Here is a 21,347-nt window from a genome sequence, read left to right on the forward strand (position 1 = left end):
CCTACTTTCTTTTCACATCTTTTAATAACCATTTTCCATTAGGTTCTAATATTAATCCCTCATATTTATTGTTCATTGCCGCTGTCACAACACCATGATACATAACGACTACAGCGTTATCCTCTAACAATAAACCATTTGCTTGATTAAGATATTCTAATCGCTTATCTTGGTCAATCGTTTCTCGAGAAGCATCTACAAGTTCATCGAATTTCTTATTACTATATTTTGTACGATTGGATTCTTTAATATTATCGCTATGCAGATTTGGATATAACATTTCAGACCCATCTTGTGTTAAGTTAGCCCAGCTTAAGAAAGTAATATCGTATTCTCCTGCTCTAGCAGTATCTAAGAAAGCTGCCCATTCCATAGTTTCTATTTGAACTTTAAAACCCGCTTCTGTTAATTGCGCTTGTACAATCTCAGCCATTAAAATAAAGTTTGCTCTGTTTGCTGTTAAAAGTTTAATTGGACGATTTGAATATCCATTTTTATCTACTAATGATTTTGCTAGCTCAGGGTCATAGGCTTGTCCAGCGGAATCCTTGTCCTTTTCATATCCAAAAATCTCTGGTCCTAAAACACTGTCACTGCGTACGCCTAGACCATTTAATTTTGATACAAACGCATCACGATCAATCGCGGCTGCTATTGCTTTTCGCAACTCAGGATCTTGATTTTCTTTAATAGAATGATTAACAGTTAGGTAATAAATTGAACTGCCATTTTTCTTTGTTACATCAATATTTTTTAGAGAATCAATACGACTAATTTGTTCACTTGGCAAATTATCAATAAAGTCAACTTCACCTGTTTGTAACATAGATATAGCTGTTGAGACCTCAGGCACTACCTTGAAAACTAGTTGTTGAATTGCTGGTGTACCATCACGGTATTCATCATTAGCCTCTAAAACTACTTCATCGCCTGGCGTATAACTTACAAACTTAAATGGCCCTGTACCTACAGGTTCTTTCATTAAATCTTGTTTTTTATCAGCGGTAGGGCTCACTATAGCAGCATTTGTATGAGCTAAAGAAGCTAAGAATGGGCCATATGGGTACTTCGTTTTAATTTTAATCTCATATTCATTAATTACATTAATTTCATCTACTGGTTCTAGTAGAGATGCACGAGGAGCAGCAGTTGCTGGATCACGCAATTTATCGAATGTATACTTTACTGCTTCTGCATTGAAAGGTGTACCATCATGAAACTTTACATCTTTTCGAAGTTTAATCATCCAAGTATTTTCATCTGTATTTTCATAAGACTCTGCTAATTTTGGTGTGATTTCTCCAGTTTCAGAATTGCGGTTAAATAACGTTTCATAAACATGCTCTTGCACGTTTGCTGATATAGAATCATTTGTTAAAATCGGAGATAGACCAGCGACATCAGCGGTAGAAGCGTACACAAACTTATCAATTGATCCATCTGCATTAGCCCCCCCTGATGGAGCTGAACTGGATTTTCCACATGCTGCTAAAATAATAGACATTAGTAGTAAAAGTAAAAACACTAGATTTTGTTTCATTTCTTTTCCTCCCCATAACTTAATGAATATCCATATTCGGATCAAGCGCATCACGCAATCCGTCACCAACAACATTAAATGCAAAAACGGTTAACATTATAGCTATTCCTGGGACAATAGTTAAATGTGGCGAAGTCCACATAAAAGCTTGTCCTTGAGCAATCATTGCCCCCCATTCAGGACTAGGTGGCTGAGCACCAAGACCTAAATAACTTAGTGAAGCGGTAGATAAAATGGCTGTAGCCATTCGCATTGTTGCAAATACAATAATTGGCGCGAATGAGTTCGGTAAAATATGTTTAAATATTATTCTAAAATCGGATGCTCCAAGAGACCGCATAGCCATAATATATTCTTTTTCTTTTATAGAAAGGGCAGACCCTCTGACAATACGCGCACATGCAGGAATAGACCAGACACTAATCGCAATCGTAACTGTCACTAGACTTGCTCCTAACATAGCAATAATTAACATTGCTAATAGTGTTCCGGGAAAAGCAAATAATAGGTCAACAATTCTCATAAGGAATCCATCTAACTTTTTGTAATATCCTGCCAATAAACCTAGTATCAATCCTCCTACCAAGCCTAGTGACACGGATGAAATAGCTACTAATAATGAAATTCGAACACCGTATACAATTCTTGACCAAACATCTCGACCATAGTTATCAGTTCCTAACCAATGACCTTCTGAAAAAATAGGTAATTCGCTTTGTGCAAGATTCTGCTTAATCGGATCATGCCATGTAACCATTGGAGCAAATATCGCCATTAAAATTTGTACTATAATAATTAGTAATCCTATAACTGCTAGTTTATTTTTCAATAATCTTTTAGTTAAAGAAATAAAATTACTTTCCATCTTTTTAGGCTTAGTTACTTGCTCTTCCATATTTGATAAAGTCGTCATTTCTGTCCTCCTCTCTTAATCGTAATTAATTCGTGGATCGATAAATGTATATACGATATCAACTACTAAGTTCACGACTACAAATAATGTCGCAACAAGCAACACTGAACCTTGTACTAAAGGAAAGTCTCGCATAGCTATAGCATCAATCATTAAACGCCCAACACCATTAATAGCAAATACTTTCTCTGTAATTATTGTTCCACCGAGTAAAAGTCCAAAATTCAGACCGATTACGGTAATAACCGGAATCATCGCGTTTTTTAACGTATGTATCCAGATAACTTTTCCTTCCTTCAATCCTTTTGCCCTAGCAGTTCTAATATAATCAGCTTTCGCGACTTCTAGAATAGAGGAGCGTGTCATACGGGCAATCATTGCAGCAGACCCTGTACCTAATGTAATAGCAGGCAATATCAACTGCTTAATTCCTTCCCATGTATACAACGGCTGATCCATTCCACCAACTGGCAACCACTGTAAATTCACAGCAAAAACTAAAATTAGTAACGCACCTAACCAAAAATTTGGAATTGAAATTCCTGCTAGCGCAAAAGTTGTAGATGTTGCATCTAGCCATGTATTATGGCGTAATGCAGATATTAATCCAGCGACAATACCAATAATTATCGCAACAATCATACTTGCTATGGCCAACTTTAAAGTATTCGGAAATCGGACAGCTATTGCCTCAGAAACTGATTGTTTTGTCTGATAAGAATATCCAAAATCCCCCTGTACTGCATTTTTTACGTAACGACCATATTGAACGAGGAATGGGTCATTCAACCCCAAGTTATCTCGTATATTTTCAAGGTCAGATTCAGTTGCAGTTGGTCCGCCTATCATTGTTGAAGGGTCACCTGGAGCAATATACATAGATGAAAACACAAGAAATGATATCCCCACTAATAACAATAAAAGTTCAACTATTCGTCGAGCAATTAGACTTATCAAATCAAAACCTCCTTAATCATTTGTTAATTAAAAACCCCATTTGGATTAACAAACGGATAGTTTTCACTGTTTTTGATTATAAAATATAAAATTATAAAAATCTATAGAATTTTCGAAATTTTTAAATTATATTGATTTTCATTACATTAATTAATCAATTTATATTTAATTATTAACAAATGAATGGAAATACAAAGTTATCGATCAGATGTTAATCTCGAGGGATTCACAAAAGTTCGGCTCTACAAATCAAAAAAAAGAGAACCGAATATCGATTCTCTTAGAGTTTTAATCCTAAACGACTTTTAAATCTTCTAAGTAATATATTACTTTCAACTCGCGTTATTCCTTCTAAAGCATATAACTCTTCATTAATAAACTTTTCTAAACTGGCGAAATCATCGACTAATACGTGCATGTGTAATGTTGATGGCCCTGTCATTTGATAACAACTTACTACACTATGATTAAAAGCTAATTTTTCTGCCACTTCAACTAATGATTTTGGCTCACAATCTACTTCAAAAAAAGCAGAAACATTTTTTCCTATTTTTTCAGAATTCACCACCACTGTAAACCGTTCAATTATTCCTTTTTCTTGTAAATTATTAACTCGTTCACGAATAGCCACTCTTGAAAGATTTAATTCTTTACCTATATCTACATAAGAAATTCGTCCATTTCCAATTAATAAATCCAATATTTTTTTATCGATACTATCCATTTGCTCCATTCATATCACCCCTTTATTTTCAACACAATATAGTTTTTAACTAGTTCTTTAATAATATAGCTGAAATATTCGTCAGTAGAAAGAATATTTCATTAAAAAACCATTAAAACTCTGAGAATTTAGCAAGCTCAAAACTTATTTTATATAACATATGTACTGTAATATACACTCAACAAGAAAGAAATTTTTAAGTCATGTACTCTTTTAAAATAGTAAACTTATTCTTTTTAAAGCACTCTATTTGTATCAAAGAACTCAATATGTCCCGGGAAATTATTTTCATATAAATTCATTTAACTTTCATATTAAAGATTTATCCATTTCCCTATCTTTGAATATATGAAAAGGTTGCCACCAATTCTGTGAGTTAGAATTTGGTGACAACCTAATTAGATAGTTATTTTAATTTCGCTTGTGCTTCTTTTGGAATATCCGAAAGCTTAACTTCATCGTATGAAGAAACGCCTTTTTTGTCTTTTACATAAAGCATTAAATATGCATCTTTACGTAAGTTTTTACTTGCAGTGAATTCAAATGATTTTGCTTCACCTTTTGCATTTACGCCTTCTAGATTATAAATATAAGTGACAAATATTTTCCCATCAGACTGCTTCTCCTCTTTTTTAAAACCATCTTCTGTAATATGCACATAATAGTTATCTGCATTCATACGATTAAAATCAATTTTCCCTAATACTACAATGCCTATAACCCCAATTAGGATCAGTGCGCCAATTGCAATTAAAAATTTTTTCATTATTATCATCCTTCTCTTTTATTATTTTGGGTAATAATTCGATTATATGAATAAACCGTTAATACGTAATAGATTCCATAAATAGCTGTGTAAGCAACCATCCATATGATGACAGGCTTAGTGAAATCCATCGAAAATAACTTTGAAAATGCTGTTAATGCTACGGCACTATGTGTAAGACCAATGACAAGTGGTACAGAGAAAATAACAAATACTTGAGATGCCACTGTTTTTCTCATTTCTCTTGCACCAACACCCATTTTATAAAGCATATTGTATTGTGACTTATCTTCCTCTGCTTCTGTTAGTACTTTGAAGTAGATAATACTACCTGTGGCTGCTAGGAAGACAAGTCCTAAGAAACTACCAATGAATAATAGTGAACCCATTCCTTCAATACCGTTTTGATAATCCTCAGGTGCGCTTGAAAATTGAGCTTTGTCAGGCAATACACTAGCAATTTTCTTAGATAAATCAGTTGTTGCATCATCTACTCCAATAGCACGGAATTGCACACTCTCACCTTGTTTTTCAAGCTCTTTATATTGCTCATTTGTGACTACTAGTGTCATTCCTGCCATTAGGTTTAAGACTGGAACTTCATGATACCCTTCCAATGTAATTGTTGTTCCTTTTTTTTCCGCTGTAATCGTCTTACCCGCATATTTCGGCGATAGACTTTCATGATATTGAACATCAATCATAGTCGCTTTATTACCTTTTAAATTTAGTTCTTCTTTTTGTTGAAGTTTCGCTAACTTGTTGTATGTTGTTTCATTGATTACTGTGTAAATACGTTTATCTCCGTCTGTTCCCATTGCCGAATCAAGTTGCTTCGCCTCAAATGTAACGAATAATGCTGAGATATTTTCATCATATATTGTATTTGGTAGTAATGATGTTACTTTTTCGTTATCGACATTCGCTGTTTGCTCGTACATAAATGTGTTTGGATCAGTGAGCTTTACATTGTCATTAATATTGTAATACAGACTGTAAACCGCACCTCCAGCTGTTACTGTTGTTGCACTCAAAATAGCGATAACAGTTAATGTACGGGCGTTACCACGAACCCGGTAAAGCAATTGTGAAATGGTCATTAAGTGTAGACCTTTCCAAAGCCATTTTTCACGACGCTTGAATAAAGTTAGAACAAAACCTGTAACACTATGGAACAAAAGGAAAGTTCCTATAATAACTGTTGCTAATATAATAAGTGGTGTAAACATTCCTAAAATACGCCATGCTTCGGATGTTAATAAGTTCTGTAAAGCTAACCAATAACCCGTTCCGATGCTTATTACGCCTAAGATAGCGACAATCCATGACGGCTTGGGTGCTACTTCACCTTTCTTCGATGCATGGAATAGATCGATTAATTTAAATTGATAGATTAAACGATATCCTTGGAATGAAGTGATGAAGAAGATAATTAGGAAGACAGATGCTGTATTTATAACCGCTTCCGTTGAGAACGTAAATGGAGCGACAACATCATAACCCATTAAACGGATTAATAAGGTAACGAACAATTTTGAACTAAGGAATCCTAGAAAAACACCTATCACTAATGAAAATACACCAAGTAATAAGTTTTCAAAAAATAACATGAAACCAATTTGACGTTTTCTAACGCCTAATAATGCATAAAGCGCTACTTCCTTTTTTCTCTTTTTCATGAAAAATGAATTTGAATATGCGATGAAAATAGCAACAAAGAAGAGTAGTACCACGGCGGCTCCACTCATAAGGGACCCCATCTTCTGTGAAGACTTCGTCATATCAGAGACAATATCGCTATATTTTAAAGTAACAAAGGTAAAATAAATGACGATACTGAATACCATCGATGCGATATACAAAAAATACTGTGAAAAATTTCGTGCAATATTTTTTCTAGCTAAACTAAATAACGTCATCAACCTCACCCCCAATTGCAGATAAAGTATCTAAAATTTCTTGGAAAAACTCTTTCCGCGTTTGATCGCGACGGTAGATTTCCGTTGAAAGCTTGCCATCCTTAATGAATATAATGCGGCGGCAAAAACTTGCGGCGAAAGCATCATGCGTAACCATCATAATCGTTGATTCGTTGTTCTCATTAAGTGAACTTAAGCTTTCTAGTAGGTCTGTTGCAGATTTTGAATCTAGTGCACCTGTTGGCTCGTCAGCTAAAATGAGCGCAGGCTCTGTAACAATTGCTCTTGCAGCAGCCGTACGTTGCTTTTGACCTCCTGAAATTTGATATGGATATTGACTAAGCAAAGATTCAATTCCAAAAACTTTAGCTATTTTTTGGACGCGTTGTTCAATTTCTTTTGCAGGTACTTTTGCAATTGCTAACGGTAATAGAATATTTTCTTTTACGGTTAGTGAATCTAGCAAGTTGTAATCTTGAAAGATAAAGCCAAGATTATCGCGTCTAAAATCTGAGAGCTCAGCTTCCTTCATATCATGTATACCCTTATCATTCATAAAGATTTTACCTTCTGTTGGCGAATCGATTGTTGCAAGAAGATTTAGTAATGTTGATTTACCTGCTCCTGAGGGACCCATAATCCCAACAAATTCACCATGCTCAATTTGAAATGATATATTTTCTAACGCTGTGTAAGTATTCGATGTTTTACCATATATTTTTTTGACGTTTTCTATTTTTAATAATGATTCCATTTGCGTCACCTCTACTGTCATTTGTTGATATACATACTATATCGCCTCATCCTTACAGCATAATTGTCGTAACCTTACAGGAACCTTAAATCTTATTCGAGCACTATTAATTGTTATTTTCGCAAATAAAAAAAGACTTCCCGATTTACAGAAAGTCCTTTTCTATCTTTATTTTCTCGTTGTGTGTAAGTCTGATGCTTCATCAAAGTAAAATCGTCGTTTGCCTTTTCCAAATGCAACGAGCAATGCATGGAAGAACAGAACAACTATTAATACTAATTCAAGTAAGTTTGTACCCAGTGCTAAAAATACTTTTAATTTATAATACGGTGAACCAATTTGTAAGTTCATTTGAGCGAAAATACTTAGTACAAAGAATGCAAAATAAGTAAGATAGATTGCACCAAAACGTTTGAACAATCGCTTATTTGTATCTATAGTACTTACTTTACTATCATAGCGGAAACGCATAATTTTCGAACCAATTGAATGTCCATTCCACAAGATTGGAATGACAAAAAATGCAATGAAAATGACAATAGATTTAATCAGGAAATTTATAATTAAATTTGACTCTGTAAATGTAGTGCTTAATTGCCCAAGCAGATCAATAATGAAAATATCAATAAGTAATGCGATTAATACAGACATTGCACGAACATCATCAAGTGCAATCAATCTTTCCGCTTTTGCATTAATGCTTTCTTTTGATGGGAACAATGCCAAAATAGCAGGTGCGATGAAGAAGCCAAGTATGCCGCCTAATGTATTAAGCATCAAATCATCCACATCAAAAATACGATACGCACAGTTATAAATACCATAAATACCCGTCACTTGTGTAATTTCATAAAATAATGTTAATGCAAAAGTTAAGCCAAGTGCCCTTTTCCAGTACTTTCTTTGTTGAAAGAAATAACGTAAGTATACGCCAAACGGTAATAGTAATAAGAAATTAAAAAAGGCTTGATAAAAGGCAGACTGTTTAACTAATAATGCATATGTACTTGGCTGAGATAAAATCACACCACTATTTTTAAACATATCTGAGATAAAGGTAAACGGCATCAATGAATAATGCTGTGTACCTGGCTGTTGTGTAATACAAGTATTACGTGATTCTGGTAATGGGAGTAGAACTAAAAATAATGCGCTAATAAAATAAAAAATAAATGAAAATGCGATTAGCGTCGTTGATAATGGCAAGTATCCATATTTACGATATGTGTAAATAAGCCAAGGCACAAAAATAATAACGGCCAAAAGGATAAATACTATCATTGCAACGTAAATTGGCTGTGTATAAGCTGACATGCTCTCCTACCTCTTTCGTCATTAATTCATAAAATAATTCTCATCATACCAAAAAAGGCATTCAGATTAAAAGTATTTAAACTAAAATCGAATGCCTCCTGTTACCTAATCAATTTGTTATTCGCCTGCTATAATGCGCTCTTTACAAAAACTCAAAATCAATTCTTCTTCATCTTCTTCTAGACCAAATTCGAGCATTTTTTCAGTACCTTTATCAATGATGAAGTAATTCGCAAGCTTAAAGTCGTCCTCTTTTTTCCCTACGATTGCGCGAATCTCAAGACCACCTTCTACAAATAGTTCGTCTTCTTCATCTACTTCGATATCTAATAAGAATTCAAAGCGTTGTCCTTCAATAATATTTGTAGGATCTAAAATTTCATCCATTGTATATGCTAAAATGTCCATAAAGAATCGCTCCTCTTTTGCATGTTTCAATCATTAATATTAAAGCAAAAATGCGATTAGTAAAGTTTTTAGCTGATTTACCTGTACTTTTCGATAAAAAAATTAGGAGTGATGACGTTTGCAGACATTATTTTACTATCAAAATGCGATGATGAAAGAGTTTCCAGCAAAAATTATAAGAAAAGGGATTGAAGATGACGGACGCGAATTTATCGTGCTTGATAATACAGCATTCTATCCTACTGGTGGCGGTCAACCTCATGATACAGGTACTTTAAATGGCATTGCCGTAGTAGATGTAGAGAAAGTGGACGACGAAATTCGTCATTATATTGCAGAGTCTTTACCTAACGATGATGAATTGGTAATGGGCGTGCTCGATTGGGAACGACGATTCGATCATATGCAGCAACATGCAGGGCAACATATTTTGACCGCTGCTTTTGTTGAGCTATTCGGCTACCAAACCATTAGCTTCCATCTAGGGCGAGGAACTGTAACGATAGATTTAGATATTGAAAACATTAGTGAAGACGAACTTGTAGCAGTAGAAGCTCTAGCTAACAAAATTATTTTGGAAAATCGACCAATTGAAACAAAGTGGGTGACAGTAGATGAATTAGAACGCTATAACCTTCGTAAAGCACTGAGTGTAACAAAAGAAATTCGCCTGGTTATCATTCCAGATTACGATTATAACGGCTGTGGTGGTATTCATCCCACTTCAACCGGACAAGTTAGCGCCATTAAAATTATGCATACTGAAAAACAAAAAAGAAAAATACGCGTGCATTTTGTTTGTGGCGGACGCGTATTAAGTGAACTACACTGGCGAAAAAATGAACTAAGTAAAGTGGCTAAACTAGCAAGTACTCCTGAAAACGAAGTGGCTGATACAATTTCAAAACTATTTACTGTTCAAAAAGGATTAGAGAAAGCTTTAGATGCAGCCAAAGAACAATTGCTATCATATGAAGCATTAGAACTTGCAGCAACCACTAAAAACGGTGTAACTGGTGCTGTTTATGCAGCGCGTTCCATTCAAGAATTGCAAAAGTTAGCTCGACTAGTTATAGCCGAAAATGAAAATATCGTGGTGCTTCTCGTTGCTGAGCAAGGAGAGAAGTTACAGTTTGTCGCTGCTCGCGGTACAAATGCAATTGATATGAGTATGAAAGATATTTCTTCAGCAGTCCTACCATTATTAAATGGCAAAGGTGGCGGTAGCGATGCCTTTGTACAGGGTGGTGGCGACCATACGATGACGGGTGCTGAATTACTAGAGAAGATGAGAAATATTATATAAACAGGCAACCAGTTAGCTCACTTTTTTACAATTAAAATAATCCACCTCTTTCTATAAAGAGGTGGATTTTAAATTATCAATTAAACCAATTAACTGAGTTCAGCAATTACTTATAATAATTTACAACAATTTGTACGATTAATAAGAGCGTAATACCCCGTAATAGCGGATTAATATATTTCACATTCATTTTACGCGCCACTTTAATGCCTACTTGTGCGCCAATTATACCGCCAAACATTAAAGCAATTGTCAGTGGCCATTCGATTTTCCCTGTCGAAATGTATGTGATAGAACTACCAAAGCACCCTGCAAAAACACCTACTCTATTTAAGCCTACCGCACGGATATAAGCAATTTTCTGACTTGCATATAAATACATCTGTAATGTACCACTTCCAGGTCCAAACATCCCGTCATACATACCAATTCCAAATAACGATGAACCGGTTTTAATATTCAGCTTAAATTGTTCTTCCCCTTCAAAATTACTTTTCTTTAATAATGAAGTTATAAAAGCAAAGCCTAATAAAAAAATTGCTACTAGTGTCAATGTATCTCCACTCATTAACGAGGCAACCATTCCTCCTGTTGCTCCGCCTAATAAACAAGTGACTAACACGATACCTGATTCCTTTAACGTAATTTCCTTCTCTTTAAAGATTACTAGAAAGCTAGTAAATGAACTAACTGTATTCGCTACTTTATTTGCTCCAATAGCAGAATGCACGGGTAGACCATAAAGAAGCATCGTCGGTAAAGAAATCAATCCACCTCCCCCGCTTAGTGTGCCAATAAAGTTTCCGGCAAAGCCAATCACAATGAAGATAAAAAATGACACAAGACCCCTTCTTCCATCTTATCAACCTACTTCCATTTTATACGAAGTCGTCATAACAATAAATGTAAATATAAAATGGCCACCCATAGGATGACCATTCATTTTAATATGAGCTATGACCCTCTAATTCAAATGAATCCTCTTCATTTGAATTGCTGTCTTCAAAAGTTTCACCTTTGCGCTTTTCACTTTCTGTTATATACGCTGCACAAGTGATATCACCTGTTGTATTAACCGCTGTTCGTGCCATATCGAGTAAACGATCAATTCCAATAATAAGAGCTATTCCTTCAACTGGAAGCCCAACAGATTGTAAAACCATTGCCAGCATAATCAGTCCCGCTCCAGGTACAGCTGCGGTTCCAACACTTGCTAGTACAGCAATCATAACAACTGTAACAAGTTGACCAAAAGTTAAATCCACGTTGAATACTTGAGCGATAAAAATCGTTGCTACTCCTTGCATTATGGCAGTGCCATCCATATTCACTGTTGCACCTAATGGTTGGACAAAACTACTAATGGCCTTAGGAATACCCATCTTCTTCTGAGCTATCTCCATTGATACAGGTAATGTTGCACTACTACTTGATGTACTGAAGGCCACGGTCATAGCTGGGAAGAAGTCTTTGAAAAATTGCACCGGATTTCTACGACATAATAATGATATAGCTGTACCATAAACAATGAACATATGCAAAATAAGTGCGAGCATGACTACAACCATATAAAGTCCCATCGCTTTGATGGCACCTATCCCTTGTTTACCGATAGCAGAAGCAAGTAAACCAAATGTACCGTATGGAGCAAACTTCATCACGATGTTCACTAAAATCATCATGACTTCATTTCCCTGGTTTATCACTTTCAGTAAAGTGTTTGCTTTGCTTCCAAGGTAGCTAATAGCTATCCCCACAAAGACTGCGAAAAAAATAATCTGAAGCATATTTCCTTCTACCATTGCTTGGATAGGGTTTGTTGGAATAATAGAAAGGAACGTTTCTGAGATGGGTGGGGCTTTGTCTGCTTTATATTCTAAGCCTGTTGTTTCGAACTGCCCGATGTTCCCTGGTTGAATTATCGAAGCTAAGCCAATCCCTAAAATAATAGCCATTGCCGTAGTCAATAGGAAAAAGACCATCGTTTTAATACCTATACGTCCTAACTTTTTTGGATCACCAATATTCGCAGTCCCTAAAATAATGGAGAAGAACACAAGTGGCACTACAAGCATTTTAATAAGACTCAAGAAAATGGTACCTAATGGGCTAAAGAAGTATTGATCCACCTTAGGAAAGATATCCTCCGCCCACATATTCATCCCAACACCAACTAACGCACCTAATATGAGTGCAATAATAATATTACGAGCTAACTTCATCTTTTTCCCTCCTCGTTTAATGGAATACCAATTTCTAAATAAAAAATTATAGAAAATGCCCGCAGTGATATAGTATTGACTATTTTCACATACGGGCATTTTAACTAACTATTTACTTAAAACTTAACGATCAATAAAGGAGTTTAATGCTGTACTTAAAATACATCATCAATGAACTTAAATATTAACTACAATAAGTATTTTTTAAATGGGTAATTTACAAATACCCTCTAGTTCAAATTCTTAAACCTTGTTTAAATAAAAAATTTTCAAATACAAACGACAATTTTTAAATTCTATCTTTAATGAAAAGCATCTTTTGATCGACGATTGTTTCAGTTATAAATTTATTCCAATCGACTATTAATGCGTTATAGCAAAATACATCTGGTAGCTCAACTTGATAATTATTCGTTGGAGCTTCCTCATAAAACGTATTCCAATCATTTTGCTCTTGGTAGCGTTCTAATTTACTCACTTGTTGCACTTTCTTTTGGAATATATTGTAGGCCAATAAGATTGTTGCTTCAAATACTTGTTGAGGATTTTCTTCCTGTAAGCTATTACGCAAACGTTTTGCCCAATCCTCAACCGTTTCACGATTTAAATCGCTAAATGCTTCTCGATTTCTAGTATAAGGATTATTTTTAGTCTCTAATTGACGTTGATTTATATCTTCTATTTTGTAGTTGAAAAATGATAAATACGCAGTCTCCATTTTACTAGCTAGTTCAGGGGATATACCATCTTTTTGAATCAGAAGTTCTAACTTCATACCTAAAAACCCAAGCTCTACTCCTAGCTGCTCCTCGCTAACGGAAGTTGATTTTTGGTTAGCTAATCTACGTTGTACTGCTTGGTAAAAAGCCGCTACTGCATTTAATTCCAATGTTGTATACGGATTTTCTCTTATTTTAATACGATTCTCATCTATTTTAGCTATCACTAAGCGTAGAATATCTCCCATAAAATATGAATCTCTTTCCAACCACTCATCCGATGTACCTTTAATAAAAGCGTAATCCTTATTTGCTACAACAAAATTTCCGTATTTAGCAAGTTTGTATTGATAAATCCCTTTAATCGATTGCTCCATTAAAGCTGATTCTCCTACTACTTCATTTTTTTCAAAAAAAGCGCCGACAGAATCAATAAAAGCATTCGACATTCTTTTTAACCCACGACCAAAAATTTCATCCAGTTTAGCAAGTTGTGCTACTTGGTCTTCACTTTCAAAATCACGTTCGATACGCATTTTATATGTGATATATTCGGAAGCTAAATAATCGAGATGCTCGCCAATAGCAGGAAGTCGTTCAAAAGAAATCCCACCTTTTGTACTCACATTAAATTCGACCATCTTCCAGAAAATTTCTTTTGGCAAGCCTTGTTGTTGAAATTGCTCTTCTGTAAGCGATTGCATTTTCATTCGCTTATCTGCTGAAAAATACATCGGTAAACGCTCCTGTACTTCCGCAATATATTTTTTCTTCAAGTGTTTTACCGTTTTCACATCTAAAAAAGGTTCTAAAATATTATTTTTATCGGCTTGATTCGTGTGTTGGTCAGGTAGGGACACTCTATTTTGTACATAATAATTGTTCACTTTACATGTCGCCCTCCTTTTAATAGTAATTATCGGTTATGTGAACATATAAATACCGACTGCATCTGTATGAATATTTTAACAATTTAATGTAGATGCGACTAGTCCTATTTATGAAACGTAAGCATAATAGGTACAACCGTCTTTGTTATACCCTATAATTATAGTAAATAATTCATTTCTGAAAGGTTTTGATTATAGTTGAAGATTGCAATCATTGGTGGCGGCATCGGAGGTTTATGTGCTGCAGTTGCCCTTCAAAAAAGACAAATACATGTTGAAGTTTTCGAAGCCGCTCCTACTTTCCAACCCGTTGGCACCGGTATTGGCATTGGTTCAAATGCCATGCAGGCACTCATGAAAATGGGCGTTGGAGAAAAGGTCTATACAAATGGAACGACTTTGACAACGCAAGTGTTTCAAAACAGCACTGGAAAAATATTGAACACAATCGATTTTGGTGCTATTAAACGACTTTACGGACAGGAAAACATTACGATTCAACGGTCTGATCTACATAGTACTTTATTAGAAGCTTTAGCTGAAGGAACGGTGAAATATAGTAAGAAATGTGTAGATGTTGTATCTGAGGATACGCAAGTAACAGCTTTTTTTGAAGATGGGACATATGTGACAGCTGATTTGCTCATTGCGGCAGATGGGATTCACTCACCTATTCGGCAAAAACTTGTACCTGACTCTGCTCCGCGTTATGCCGGTTATATGTGCTGGCGTGGTGTAGCTGAAAACAAGGGGCGTGTTGATGAACATACATCCTGTGAAATATGGGAAACTTCTGGACGATTTGGCTATGCCCCCTTGAAAAACGGACAAGTTTACTGGTTTGCCTGCGTCAATGCACACGAAAATGATGCTTTTTATCACACCCTAGGTCGAAAAGAAATCGCTCGTTTGTTTGAAAAATTCCCTGCTCACGTTGCTGACCTTATACTGGATACAAAACCAGATGCTATTTTACACCATGATATAAAAGATATCCGTCCTCTAATGAAGTTCGCATATGGACGTATCGTTTTGTTAGGAGATGCTGCACATGCTACAACGCCAAATATGGGCCAAGGGGCTGGGCAATCGATTGAAGATGCACTTGTTTTAACGACGGCTCTTGCTGAATACGCTAATTTTCAAGACGCTCTCCAACACTATGAAAGCGAACGCGTAGCTCGTACAGCAAAAGTAATCTCACTTTCGCGCCAAATTGGTTGGAGCGCTCAACTTGGTTCCCCGATTTTAGCTAAGGCACGAGATATCGCCTTTCCACTTATACCGTCAAAGGCTTTACTGTGGAGATTAAAATTCCTATTTGATGTGAAGTTTAAATAATAAAATCGCTAAGTACTGAAATGCTTATCAGGACCTAGCGAAATTTTTTATTATTATATAGAATGTAATTCCACCACGACAATTTCAGGTAAATTGAGTAAGCGAACAGGCATTAGACTATTACCAAGCCCCCGACTAATTACTTGAGTCATATGATCGACCTCGAATGTACCAGCTGTATATTTCGGAAAGAATCCTTGCCCTGGTGCGATGAGACCACCGACACCTGGCAAACGGAATTGTCCGCCATGTGCATGACCAGAAAATGTTATATCAATATTATTTTCAGCATATACTGTCATGTATTCAGGACGATGAGCTAGTAAAAGCTTAAAATTAGCCTCTGATTGATGGAGAAGTGCAGTATCTAGCATTGCTTGTGTATCTGTTCCAGCAAGCGGATCTTCAATACCTACAATTTGAATTACTTCTCCATCTTTTTTAAATGGCAAGGTACTGTTTGATAATACATTGACGCCCAGTTCAGTAAGAGCACCTTTAATTTCGGAAACTTTATTTACAGCTATTTCATGATTACCTGTAACATAATAAACCGGCGCAATTTTCACAAAACCAGCGACAGCCTGCATGCTCTCCTCCAAATCATAGCGGTTGCGATCAATAACATCGCCTGTCAAGAAAATGGCATCCGGCTTTGCATCTAGAACCTTTTTAATAAGTCGATCCTGCTTATTGCCAAATGTAGCATCGTGTAAATCAGAAACTTGAACGATGCGCATACCATCGAAAGATTTTGGTAATTTCTTAGACTCTATTTTATACGTCGTTGTGACTAACCATTTGTTATTTACTATACAAAAAATCACAACCAGTATTAATCCGATAATAATACGTAAAATCTTCTTCAATGGTCATCGCTCGTTTCTTTAATCTCTTTTTTCCTCATTACAATCCTTAACATAATACTATCAACTATATTCATTGGGTATCAATATTCAACTGGTGGATACATTCTCGACCCGTTTTCATCTAATACATTGATATGTTTCGGAACTTTCAGAATGACATAAGTAGAGCCATCAGCACCGATATTTCCGTCAATTGTGTCAAATCCACTTTGGGCAAATGGGAAAAGACCAATTTCATCTGTAAAAATATTACCTTCGAATTCATATGAATCAGGTTTTTTAAAATTTAATGTATGCTGATCTGACCAGCTAATCACAGTTGGCTTAACTTTCTCTGAAAGATCTATATTGTACAGGGTACTATGCGTTTTATAAACTTTACCCTTAATTTACTGTTTTATAGTGAGTTTGCTTATTGCCGCTATCGGATAATTAATCGGAACACTGATACAAGCAAAATTGGAATTAATATCGAGCTTTTCTTAACAGTTTTTCAATCTCTTTGTAACCAAGTTTTTCTGCATGCTCAAGTGGAGTAACACCATCTCTATCCGCAAGATTTGGATTAGCTCCATGCTCTAACAAAATACGCACAGTTTCTTGTTGTTTTTTACCACCATCGCCTAAGATGATTGCTTCTAATAATGCCGTCCACCCTAAGTTATTAATATGATTCACATCACTATTTGTTTCAGTTAATAAAAATTTTACAACATCAACATACCCGTGCTCAGAAGCTGGAATTAAAGCAATACCACCATAGCGATTTGTAATTTTAGGATCTGCACCGGCTTTTGAAGTTAGCTTTACAATGTCCAAATAACCTTCTGCTCCTGCATATAAAAATGGAGAATTTTGCATATCATCTTGAATATTTACATCGGCTCCTGCTTCAGTTAACACTTTCGCCGATTTCACGTCGTTATTATATGTCGCAATCATAAGCGCTGTGCGTCCTTTGCCATCTTGTGTATTAATATCTTGTTCAGATTTCAGCGCTTTTTTTACAGCATTACTATCTTGCTTCTCAACAGCTTCAAATAATGACATCTGTACCCCTACTTTCTTAACTGTCACATAACCTGCAAATGCTAAACCTAATGATACAGCCGCAAAAATTGCTTTATTACGCATTCCCATATGATTTCACCATTCCTCTTTGTGAAACTACTTTTCCAAATTAGTATGCCAAACCGACACGTAAGTGTTTAAATTCATTTTGAAATAATTCCTGATAAACGAAGTGAGCAGTGTCACCTACTGTAATTTTCTCTCCGTTTAGTGGTAGCATATTTCTTTCTGTACGATATACACCAATAGCTGAGCCATCTGGTAAATAAGTTGGACAAGCAATTGTCCAATCTAAATCCGATGCTTCTAATGCACGGAATGCTTTTGCATGTTCCTCTGCCGCAAAAGTAAGCTTTCGTTTGGATTCAGATGATTGGAAGCGTAGTTTTCCTCTTTCAGCGCGGCTATCTAAAATGCCGGCTGTACCGATTGTGACGATTCTTTTTACATTTAGTTGCTCCATCGCCCTAATAATATTTGGGACGCCTTCTGATAATGTTGTCGTTTTGTCCGTACCAATTGCACTTATTACTGCGTCTGCCTGCTCCATAGCTTGGACCGTATGTTCAAAATTTTTAACATCTCCTTTAAACTTTTGGAGATTTGGATGTGCTGGCAATTTTTCTAGCGAACGTACGAGTACCTTAACTTCATGCCCTTCAGCTAAGGCACGTTGTAATACTTCATTTCCTACGCGTCCGGTTGCACCGAAGATTGTGATTTTCATTTGGTGATGCTCCTTTATTATTCTTATAATTGGTGATTTATGAAATGGTTTATATATTTTTTCATCGTCTTCTTTATAGTTTAGCATTGTTTGTTTTGTTGGAAATAATAGAATGCTTTATGGAAGTTTTTTGCGTAAATTAGACAGGGGATTTAGGGATTAGTATACTATTTTTAACAATCTATAGGAGGGATTCCATGCAGATATTAGATAGTTATATTAAAGCTACAAATACGCATGATTTTAAGCAAGTAAAAAAATTGTTGCATCCTAAAGCTGTATATTTTTTCTCGGATCAGACCTGCACATGTCACGAAGAAATCCAACAATACTTTGAAAATGCTTGGTCAATAGTAAAGAATGAAAATTACGAAGCACATGATGTTGAATGGTTAGACCAAAAAGAAAGCTCTGCAACTTGTATTTATACATATTTCTATGAGGGATATATTAATGATGAGTATATATGTGGCAAAGGAAGAGCCACTAATATTTTTGTGAAAGAAGCGGATAGATGGCTTCTAGTTCATGAGCATTTAAGCTCTTAAAAGTAATGATCAATAAGATACTTTCTAAGAAACATAAATAAAACCCGTATACGAAGATTTCCATACATTCGTATACGGGTTTTGGAGAGTTAGTATAGAAATAAACAAAGTTTCCCTATTAATTTTCTATATTGTTTCTAAGTATCATACCAATGTTTCTTCACATAAACTCCAGATAACACGGTTATAATGCTTTAAGAGGTGATACAGTGAGAAACTATCAAGTTCTTGTAGTAGAGGATGACAAAGAAATTCAAGAGTTAATAAAACAATTTTTAATGACACAAAACTATATTGTTGAAACCGCATCAGATGGATTAGAAGGAATGAGACAATTTAATAAGCATTCCTATGATTTAATTCTTTTGGATGTGATGATGCCAAACCTTAGGGGATTTGAAATGGCACAAATGATACGAAAACAGTCTAATGTACCAATTATTATGCTAACCGCATTAGAAGAAGAACAACATCAAATGAAAGGCTTTGATATTGGAATCGATGATTATATTACTAAGCCTTTTTCTTTCCATGTTCTGATTAGACGAGTCGAAGCAGTACTGAGAAGAAGTTATGATCAAAGTACGGATAATCATTTAGTATTTAAAGAAGTCCATGTTGATTGTGAAGCATATAAAGTATATGTTAATGAGATTGAAATACTATTAACTACAAAAGAATTCGAAATTCTGCAACTACTACTTCAAAATGAAAAAAAAGTACTTACAAGAGAGCGAATTATAGAAAAGGCTTGGGGCTACGAATATTGTAGTGAAACACGTATTATCGATACACATATTAAAAACATACGAAAAAAATTAGATATACCTTATATTAAAACCGTAAAAGGCATTGGTTACAAAATCGATGAATAAAATATTAAAAATCACAAAGATGAATCGAATTACTTATAAACTCTTTTGGATTACTTCACTTATTTTGTTAGCCTTTGCATTAGTGATGTATCTAACTTTATACTTCTTTCTCCCTACGTTTTATGAACAGTATAAAACAGATCAACTTCAAACAGGAATAGAAGAAATAATTGATAAATCCAAGGATCTTACTTTTCAAAATGCAATACCACTTCTTGATAAATATTCACAAAAAAATAACGCAATAATCTACCTTCAAGATCAAGAAGGAAGAATTATTTATTCTCCTACCTTTTCCTTTACCGGTAGTAATAGTAAAGGGGTAGCAGTAACGCCGGCTACTAAAGGTCCATTGGAGAATTCAGATAATCTTTCCAATTCGTATAATGCTACCATACCTATTCAATTCCTAAACGTTAACTTAACACTCGTGGTGTTCGCAACATTTCAACCTATTAATGAAGCTTCACAGGTATTGGCCCTTTTCCTTCCTTATATTAGTATTATTGTGATTGTTATTGGTTTAGGTAGTGCTTATTTGTATTCACGGTTCATCACAAAACCTCTCATTTATATTAATCAAGGGGCACAAAAGATGGCGAACTTGGATTTCTCTGAAAAAATCGAGGTTCGATCCAATGATGAGCTAGCGGAATTATCCAATAGCTTAAATGATATGTCAGTTAATTTACAACATACTATGCATGATTTAAAGAAAGCAAATCAACAGTTAAAAAGCGATATTGAAAAAGAAAGAAAAATAGAACAAAAACGCAGGGAATTTTTCTCAATAGTAGCACATGAATTAAAAACTCCTCTCACCGTCATGAAAGGATACTTAGAAGGAATGATTTATAATATTGGCCCGTATCAAAATCGTGACCAATACTTAAAGAAGAATCACCAAATTATCGAAAGTATGGAACAACTTGTTCGCGAGATTTTAAGCATGTCAAAATTAGAGCAACATACTTTTAAACTACAATTGGAAGAAGTAAATCTCTCGGAATTAATTAATACAATCACAAAAGATCTTGAATTTTTTGCTTCTCAAAAAGACATTCAAATGATAAAACAAGTTGGTTCTCACCATCTTGTTTATACAGACCGGGTTCTTTTAGAAAAAGCCTGCAAAAATATTGTTCATAATGCAATTATGTATTCACCTCATGGAGAGAAAGTATATATATCTTTAACTGCGGACTCAAAACAACACATTCAAATTAAAGTCATTAATACAGGTATTAAAATTAAAGAAGAGGATTTACAGCAAATTTTCGATCCGTTTTATAGAATCGAAAAATCAAGAAATCGAAATACTGGTGGAAGTGGCTTAGGGTTATATATTGTAAAGCAAGTTTTTGAAACACTTTCTATTACCTATTCTTTAAATAACACTGAAAATGGCGTACAATTTTTATTTACCATTCCTTTATCCACAAAGTGAACAACAAAATAGTTTAGATTTTAATTTTGAAAGAAAT

21 protein-coding genes are annotated in these 21,347 nt (G+C 35.0%); 5 read left to right on the forward strand and 16 right to left on the reverse strand.

Annotation, left to right across the window (positions count from 1 at the left end; all coding sequences use genetic code 11):
* Position 1: 1 nt before the first annotated feature.
* From MKY02_RS20595 to MKY02_RS20635, 9 genes are all read right to left on the reverse strand, one after another.
* Positions 2-1,540: an ABC transporter substrate-binding protein gene (locus MKY02_RS20595; protein WP_038180715.1), complete on the reverse strand. Its 1,539-nt coding sequence runs from the start codon at positions 1,538-1,540 to the stop codon at positions 2-4.
* Positions 1,541-1,559: 19 nt separating this feature from the next.
* On the reverse strand, positions 1,560-2,435 hold the full coding sequence (locus MKY02_RS20600; RefSeq protein ID WP_412104678.1) for an ABC transporter permease: 876 nt from the start codon (positions 2,433-2,435) through the stop codon (positions 1,560-1,562).
* Between the two features lie 33 nt (positions 2,436-2,468).
* Positions 2,469-3,410 carry a nickel ABC transporter permease gene (nikB, locus tag MKY02_RS20605; RefSeq protein WP_340709387.1) on the reverse strand — a complete coding sequence of 314 codons (942 nt, stop codon included), beginning with the start codon at positions 3,408-3,410 and terminating at the stop codon, positions 2,469-2,471.
* Between the two features lie 280 nt (positions 3,411-3,690).
* Complete coding sequence (locus MKY02_RS20610; RefSeq protein WP_038180723.1) at positions 3,691-4,143, reverse strand: Lrp/AsnC family transcriptional regulator; 453 nt, start codon at positions 4,141-4,143, stop codon at positions 3,691-3,693.
* A gap of 397 nt (positions 4,144-4,540) precedes the next feature.
* On the reverse strand, positions 4,541-4,900 hold the full coding sequence (locus tag MKY02_RS20615) for a YxeA family protein (RefSeq protein WP_076034215.1): 360 nt from the start codon (positions 4,898-4,900) through the stop codon (positions 4,541-4,543).
* Positions 4,901-4,905: 5 nt separating this feature from the next.
* Positions 4,906-6,819 (reverse strand): ABC transporter permease, encoded by a 1,914-nt coding sequence (locus MKY02_RS20620; protein WP_076034214.1) that lies wholly within the window; start codon positions 6,817-6,819, stop codon positions 4,906-4,908.
* Positions 6,806-7,573: an ABC transporter ATP-binding protein gene (locus MKY02_RS20625; RefSeq protein WP_038180730.1), complete on the reverse strand. Its 768-nt coding sequence runs from the start codon at positions 7,571-7,573 to the stop codon at positions 6,806-6,808. Before MKY02_RS20625 ends, MKY02_RS20620 begins: the two co-directional genes overlap by 14 nt.
* A 168-nt stretch (positions 7,574-7,741) precedes the next feature.
* Positions 7,742-8,887, reverse strand: a complete 1,146-nt coding sequence (locus MKY02_RS20630; protein WP_038180733.1) for a VanZ family protein — start codon at positions 8,885-8,887, stop codon at positions 7,742-7,744.
* Positions 8,888-9,004: 117 nt separating this feature from the next.
* Positions 9,005-9,295, reverse strand: a complete 291-nt coding sequence (locus MKY02_RS20635) for a DUF6509 family protein (protein ID WP_038180735.1) — start codon at positions 9,293-9,295, stop codon at positions 9,005-9,007.
* A gap of 118 nt (positions 9,296-9,413) precedes the next feature.
* Between MKY02_RS20635 and MKY02_RS20640 the strand changes: the two genes are divergently transcribed.
* Positions 9,414-10,601 carry an alanyl-tRNA editing protein gene (locus MKY02_RS20640; protein ID WP_340711651.1) on the forward strand — a complete coding sequence of 396 codons (1,188 nt, stop codon included), beginning with the start codon at positions 9,414-9,416 and terminating at the stop codon, positions 10,599-10,601.
* Between the two features lie 106 nt (positions 10,602-10,707).
* On the opposite strand, the gene MKY02_RS20645 is transcribed toward MKY02_RS20640, so the two are convergent.
* The 3 genes from MKY02_RS20645 to MKY02_RS20655 all read right to left on the reverse strand — a co-directional run bounded on the left by MKY02_RS20645 (position 10,708) and on the right by MKY02_RS20655 (position 14,429).
* Positions 10,708-11,442, reverse strand: a complete 735-nt coding sequence (locus tag MKY02_RS20645) for a sulfite exporter TauE/SafE family protein (protein ID WP_038180741.1) — start codon at positions 11,440-11,442, stop codon at positions 10,708-10,710.
* Between the two features lie 103 nt (positions 11,443-11,545).
* Positions 11,546-12,823 carry a dicarboxylate/amino acid:cation symporter gene (locus MKY02_RS20650; protein WP_340711652.1) on the reverse strand — a complete coding sequence of 426 codons (1,278 nt, stop codon included), beginning with the start codon at positions 12,821-12,823 and terminating at the stop codon, positions 11,546-11,548.
* 289 nt (positions 12,824-13,112) lie between these two features.
* Positions 13,113-14,429 carry a hypothetical protein gene (locus tag MKY02_RS20655; protein WP_051448595.1) on the reverse strand — a complete coding sequence of 439 codons (1,317 nt, stop codon included), beginning with the start codon at positions 14,427-14,429 and terminating at the stop codon, positions 13,113-13,115.
* Between the two features lie 201 nt (positions 14,430-14,630).
* On the opposite strand from MKY02_RS20655, the gene MKY02_RS20660 reads away from it, so the two are divergent.
* Positions 14,631-15,773, forward strand: coding sequence for an FAD-dependent monooxygenase (locus tag MKY02_RS20660; RefSeq protein ID WP_076065547.1), 1,143 nt, complete (start codon positions 14,631-14,633; stop codon positions 15,771-15,773).
* 53 nt (positions 15,774-15,826) lie between these two features.
* Here MKY02_RS20660 and MKY02_RS20665 read toward each other — a convergent pair whose 3' ends face one another.
* The 4 genes from MKY02_RS20665 to MKY02_RS20680 form a co-directional block, all read right to left on the reverse strand.
* Positions 15,827-16,642, reverse strand: coding sequence for a metallophosphoesterase (locus tag MKY02_RS20665; protein ID WP_076065548.1), 816 nt, complete (start codon positions 16,640-16,642; stop codon positions 15,827-15,829).
* Between the two features lie 80 nt (positions 16,643-16,722).
* Entirely contained in the window at positions 16,723-16,959 is a 237-nt protein-coding gene (locus tag MKY02_RS20670) for a hypothetical protein (protein ID WP_038180749.1), read from the reverse strand.
* A gap of 148 nt (positions 16,960-17,107) precedes the next feature.
* The gene (locus MKY02_RS20675) at positions 17,108-17,782 is read right to left on the reverse strand and encodes an ankyrin repeat domain-containing protein (RefSeq protein ID WP_081730028.1); all 675 of its coding nucleotides are present in this window, start codon (positions 17,780-17,782) and stop codon (positions 17,108-17,110) included.
* Positions 17,783-17,822: 40 nt separating this feature from the next.
* Positions 17,823-18,440, reverse strand: coding sequence for an NAD(P)-dependent oxidoreductase (locus tag MKY02_RS20680; protein ID WP_038180752.1), 618 nt, complete (start codon positions 18,438-18,440; stop codon positions 17,823-17,825).
* Positions 18,441-18,637: 197 nt separating this feature from the next.
* Here MKY02_RS20680 and MKY02_RS20685 point away from each other — a divergent pair, with 197 nt between their 5' ends.
* The 3 genes from MKY02_RS20685 (at position 18,638) to MKY02_RS20695 (ending at position 21,310) form a co-directional block, all read left to right on the forward strand.
* Positions 18,638-18,988 carry a YybH family protein gene (locus MKY02_RS20685; protein WP_038180755.1) on the forward strand — a complete coding sequence of 117 codons (351 nt, stop codon included), beginning with the start codon at positions 18,638-18,640 and terminating at the stop codon, positions 18,986-18,988.
* Positions 18,989-19,197: 209 nt separating this feature from the next.
* A complete protein-coding gene (locus tag MKY02_RS20690; RefSeq protein WP_038180757.1) occupies positions 19,198-19,863 on the forward strand; it encodes a response regulator transcription factor in 666 nt (221 codons plus the stop codon).
* Positions 19,856-21,310 (forward strand): sensor histidine kinase, encoded by a 1,455-nt coding sequence (locus MKY02_RS20695; protein ID WP_076034208.1) that lies wholly within the window; start codon positions 19,856-19,858, stop codon positions 21,308-21,310. Before MKY02_RS20690 ends, MKY02_RS20695 begins: the two co-directional genes overlap by 8 nt.
* Positions 21,311-21,347: the final 37 nt, after the last annotated feature.

The sequence above is a fragment of the Viridibacillus sp. FSL R5-0888 genome (genome assembly GCF_038009105.1).
GTDB classification, from domain to species: Bacteria; Bacillota; Bacilli; order Bacillales_A; family Planococcaceae; genus Viridibacillus; species Viridibacillus arenosi.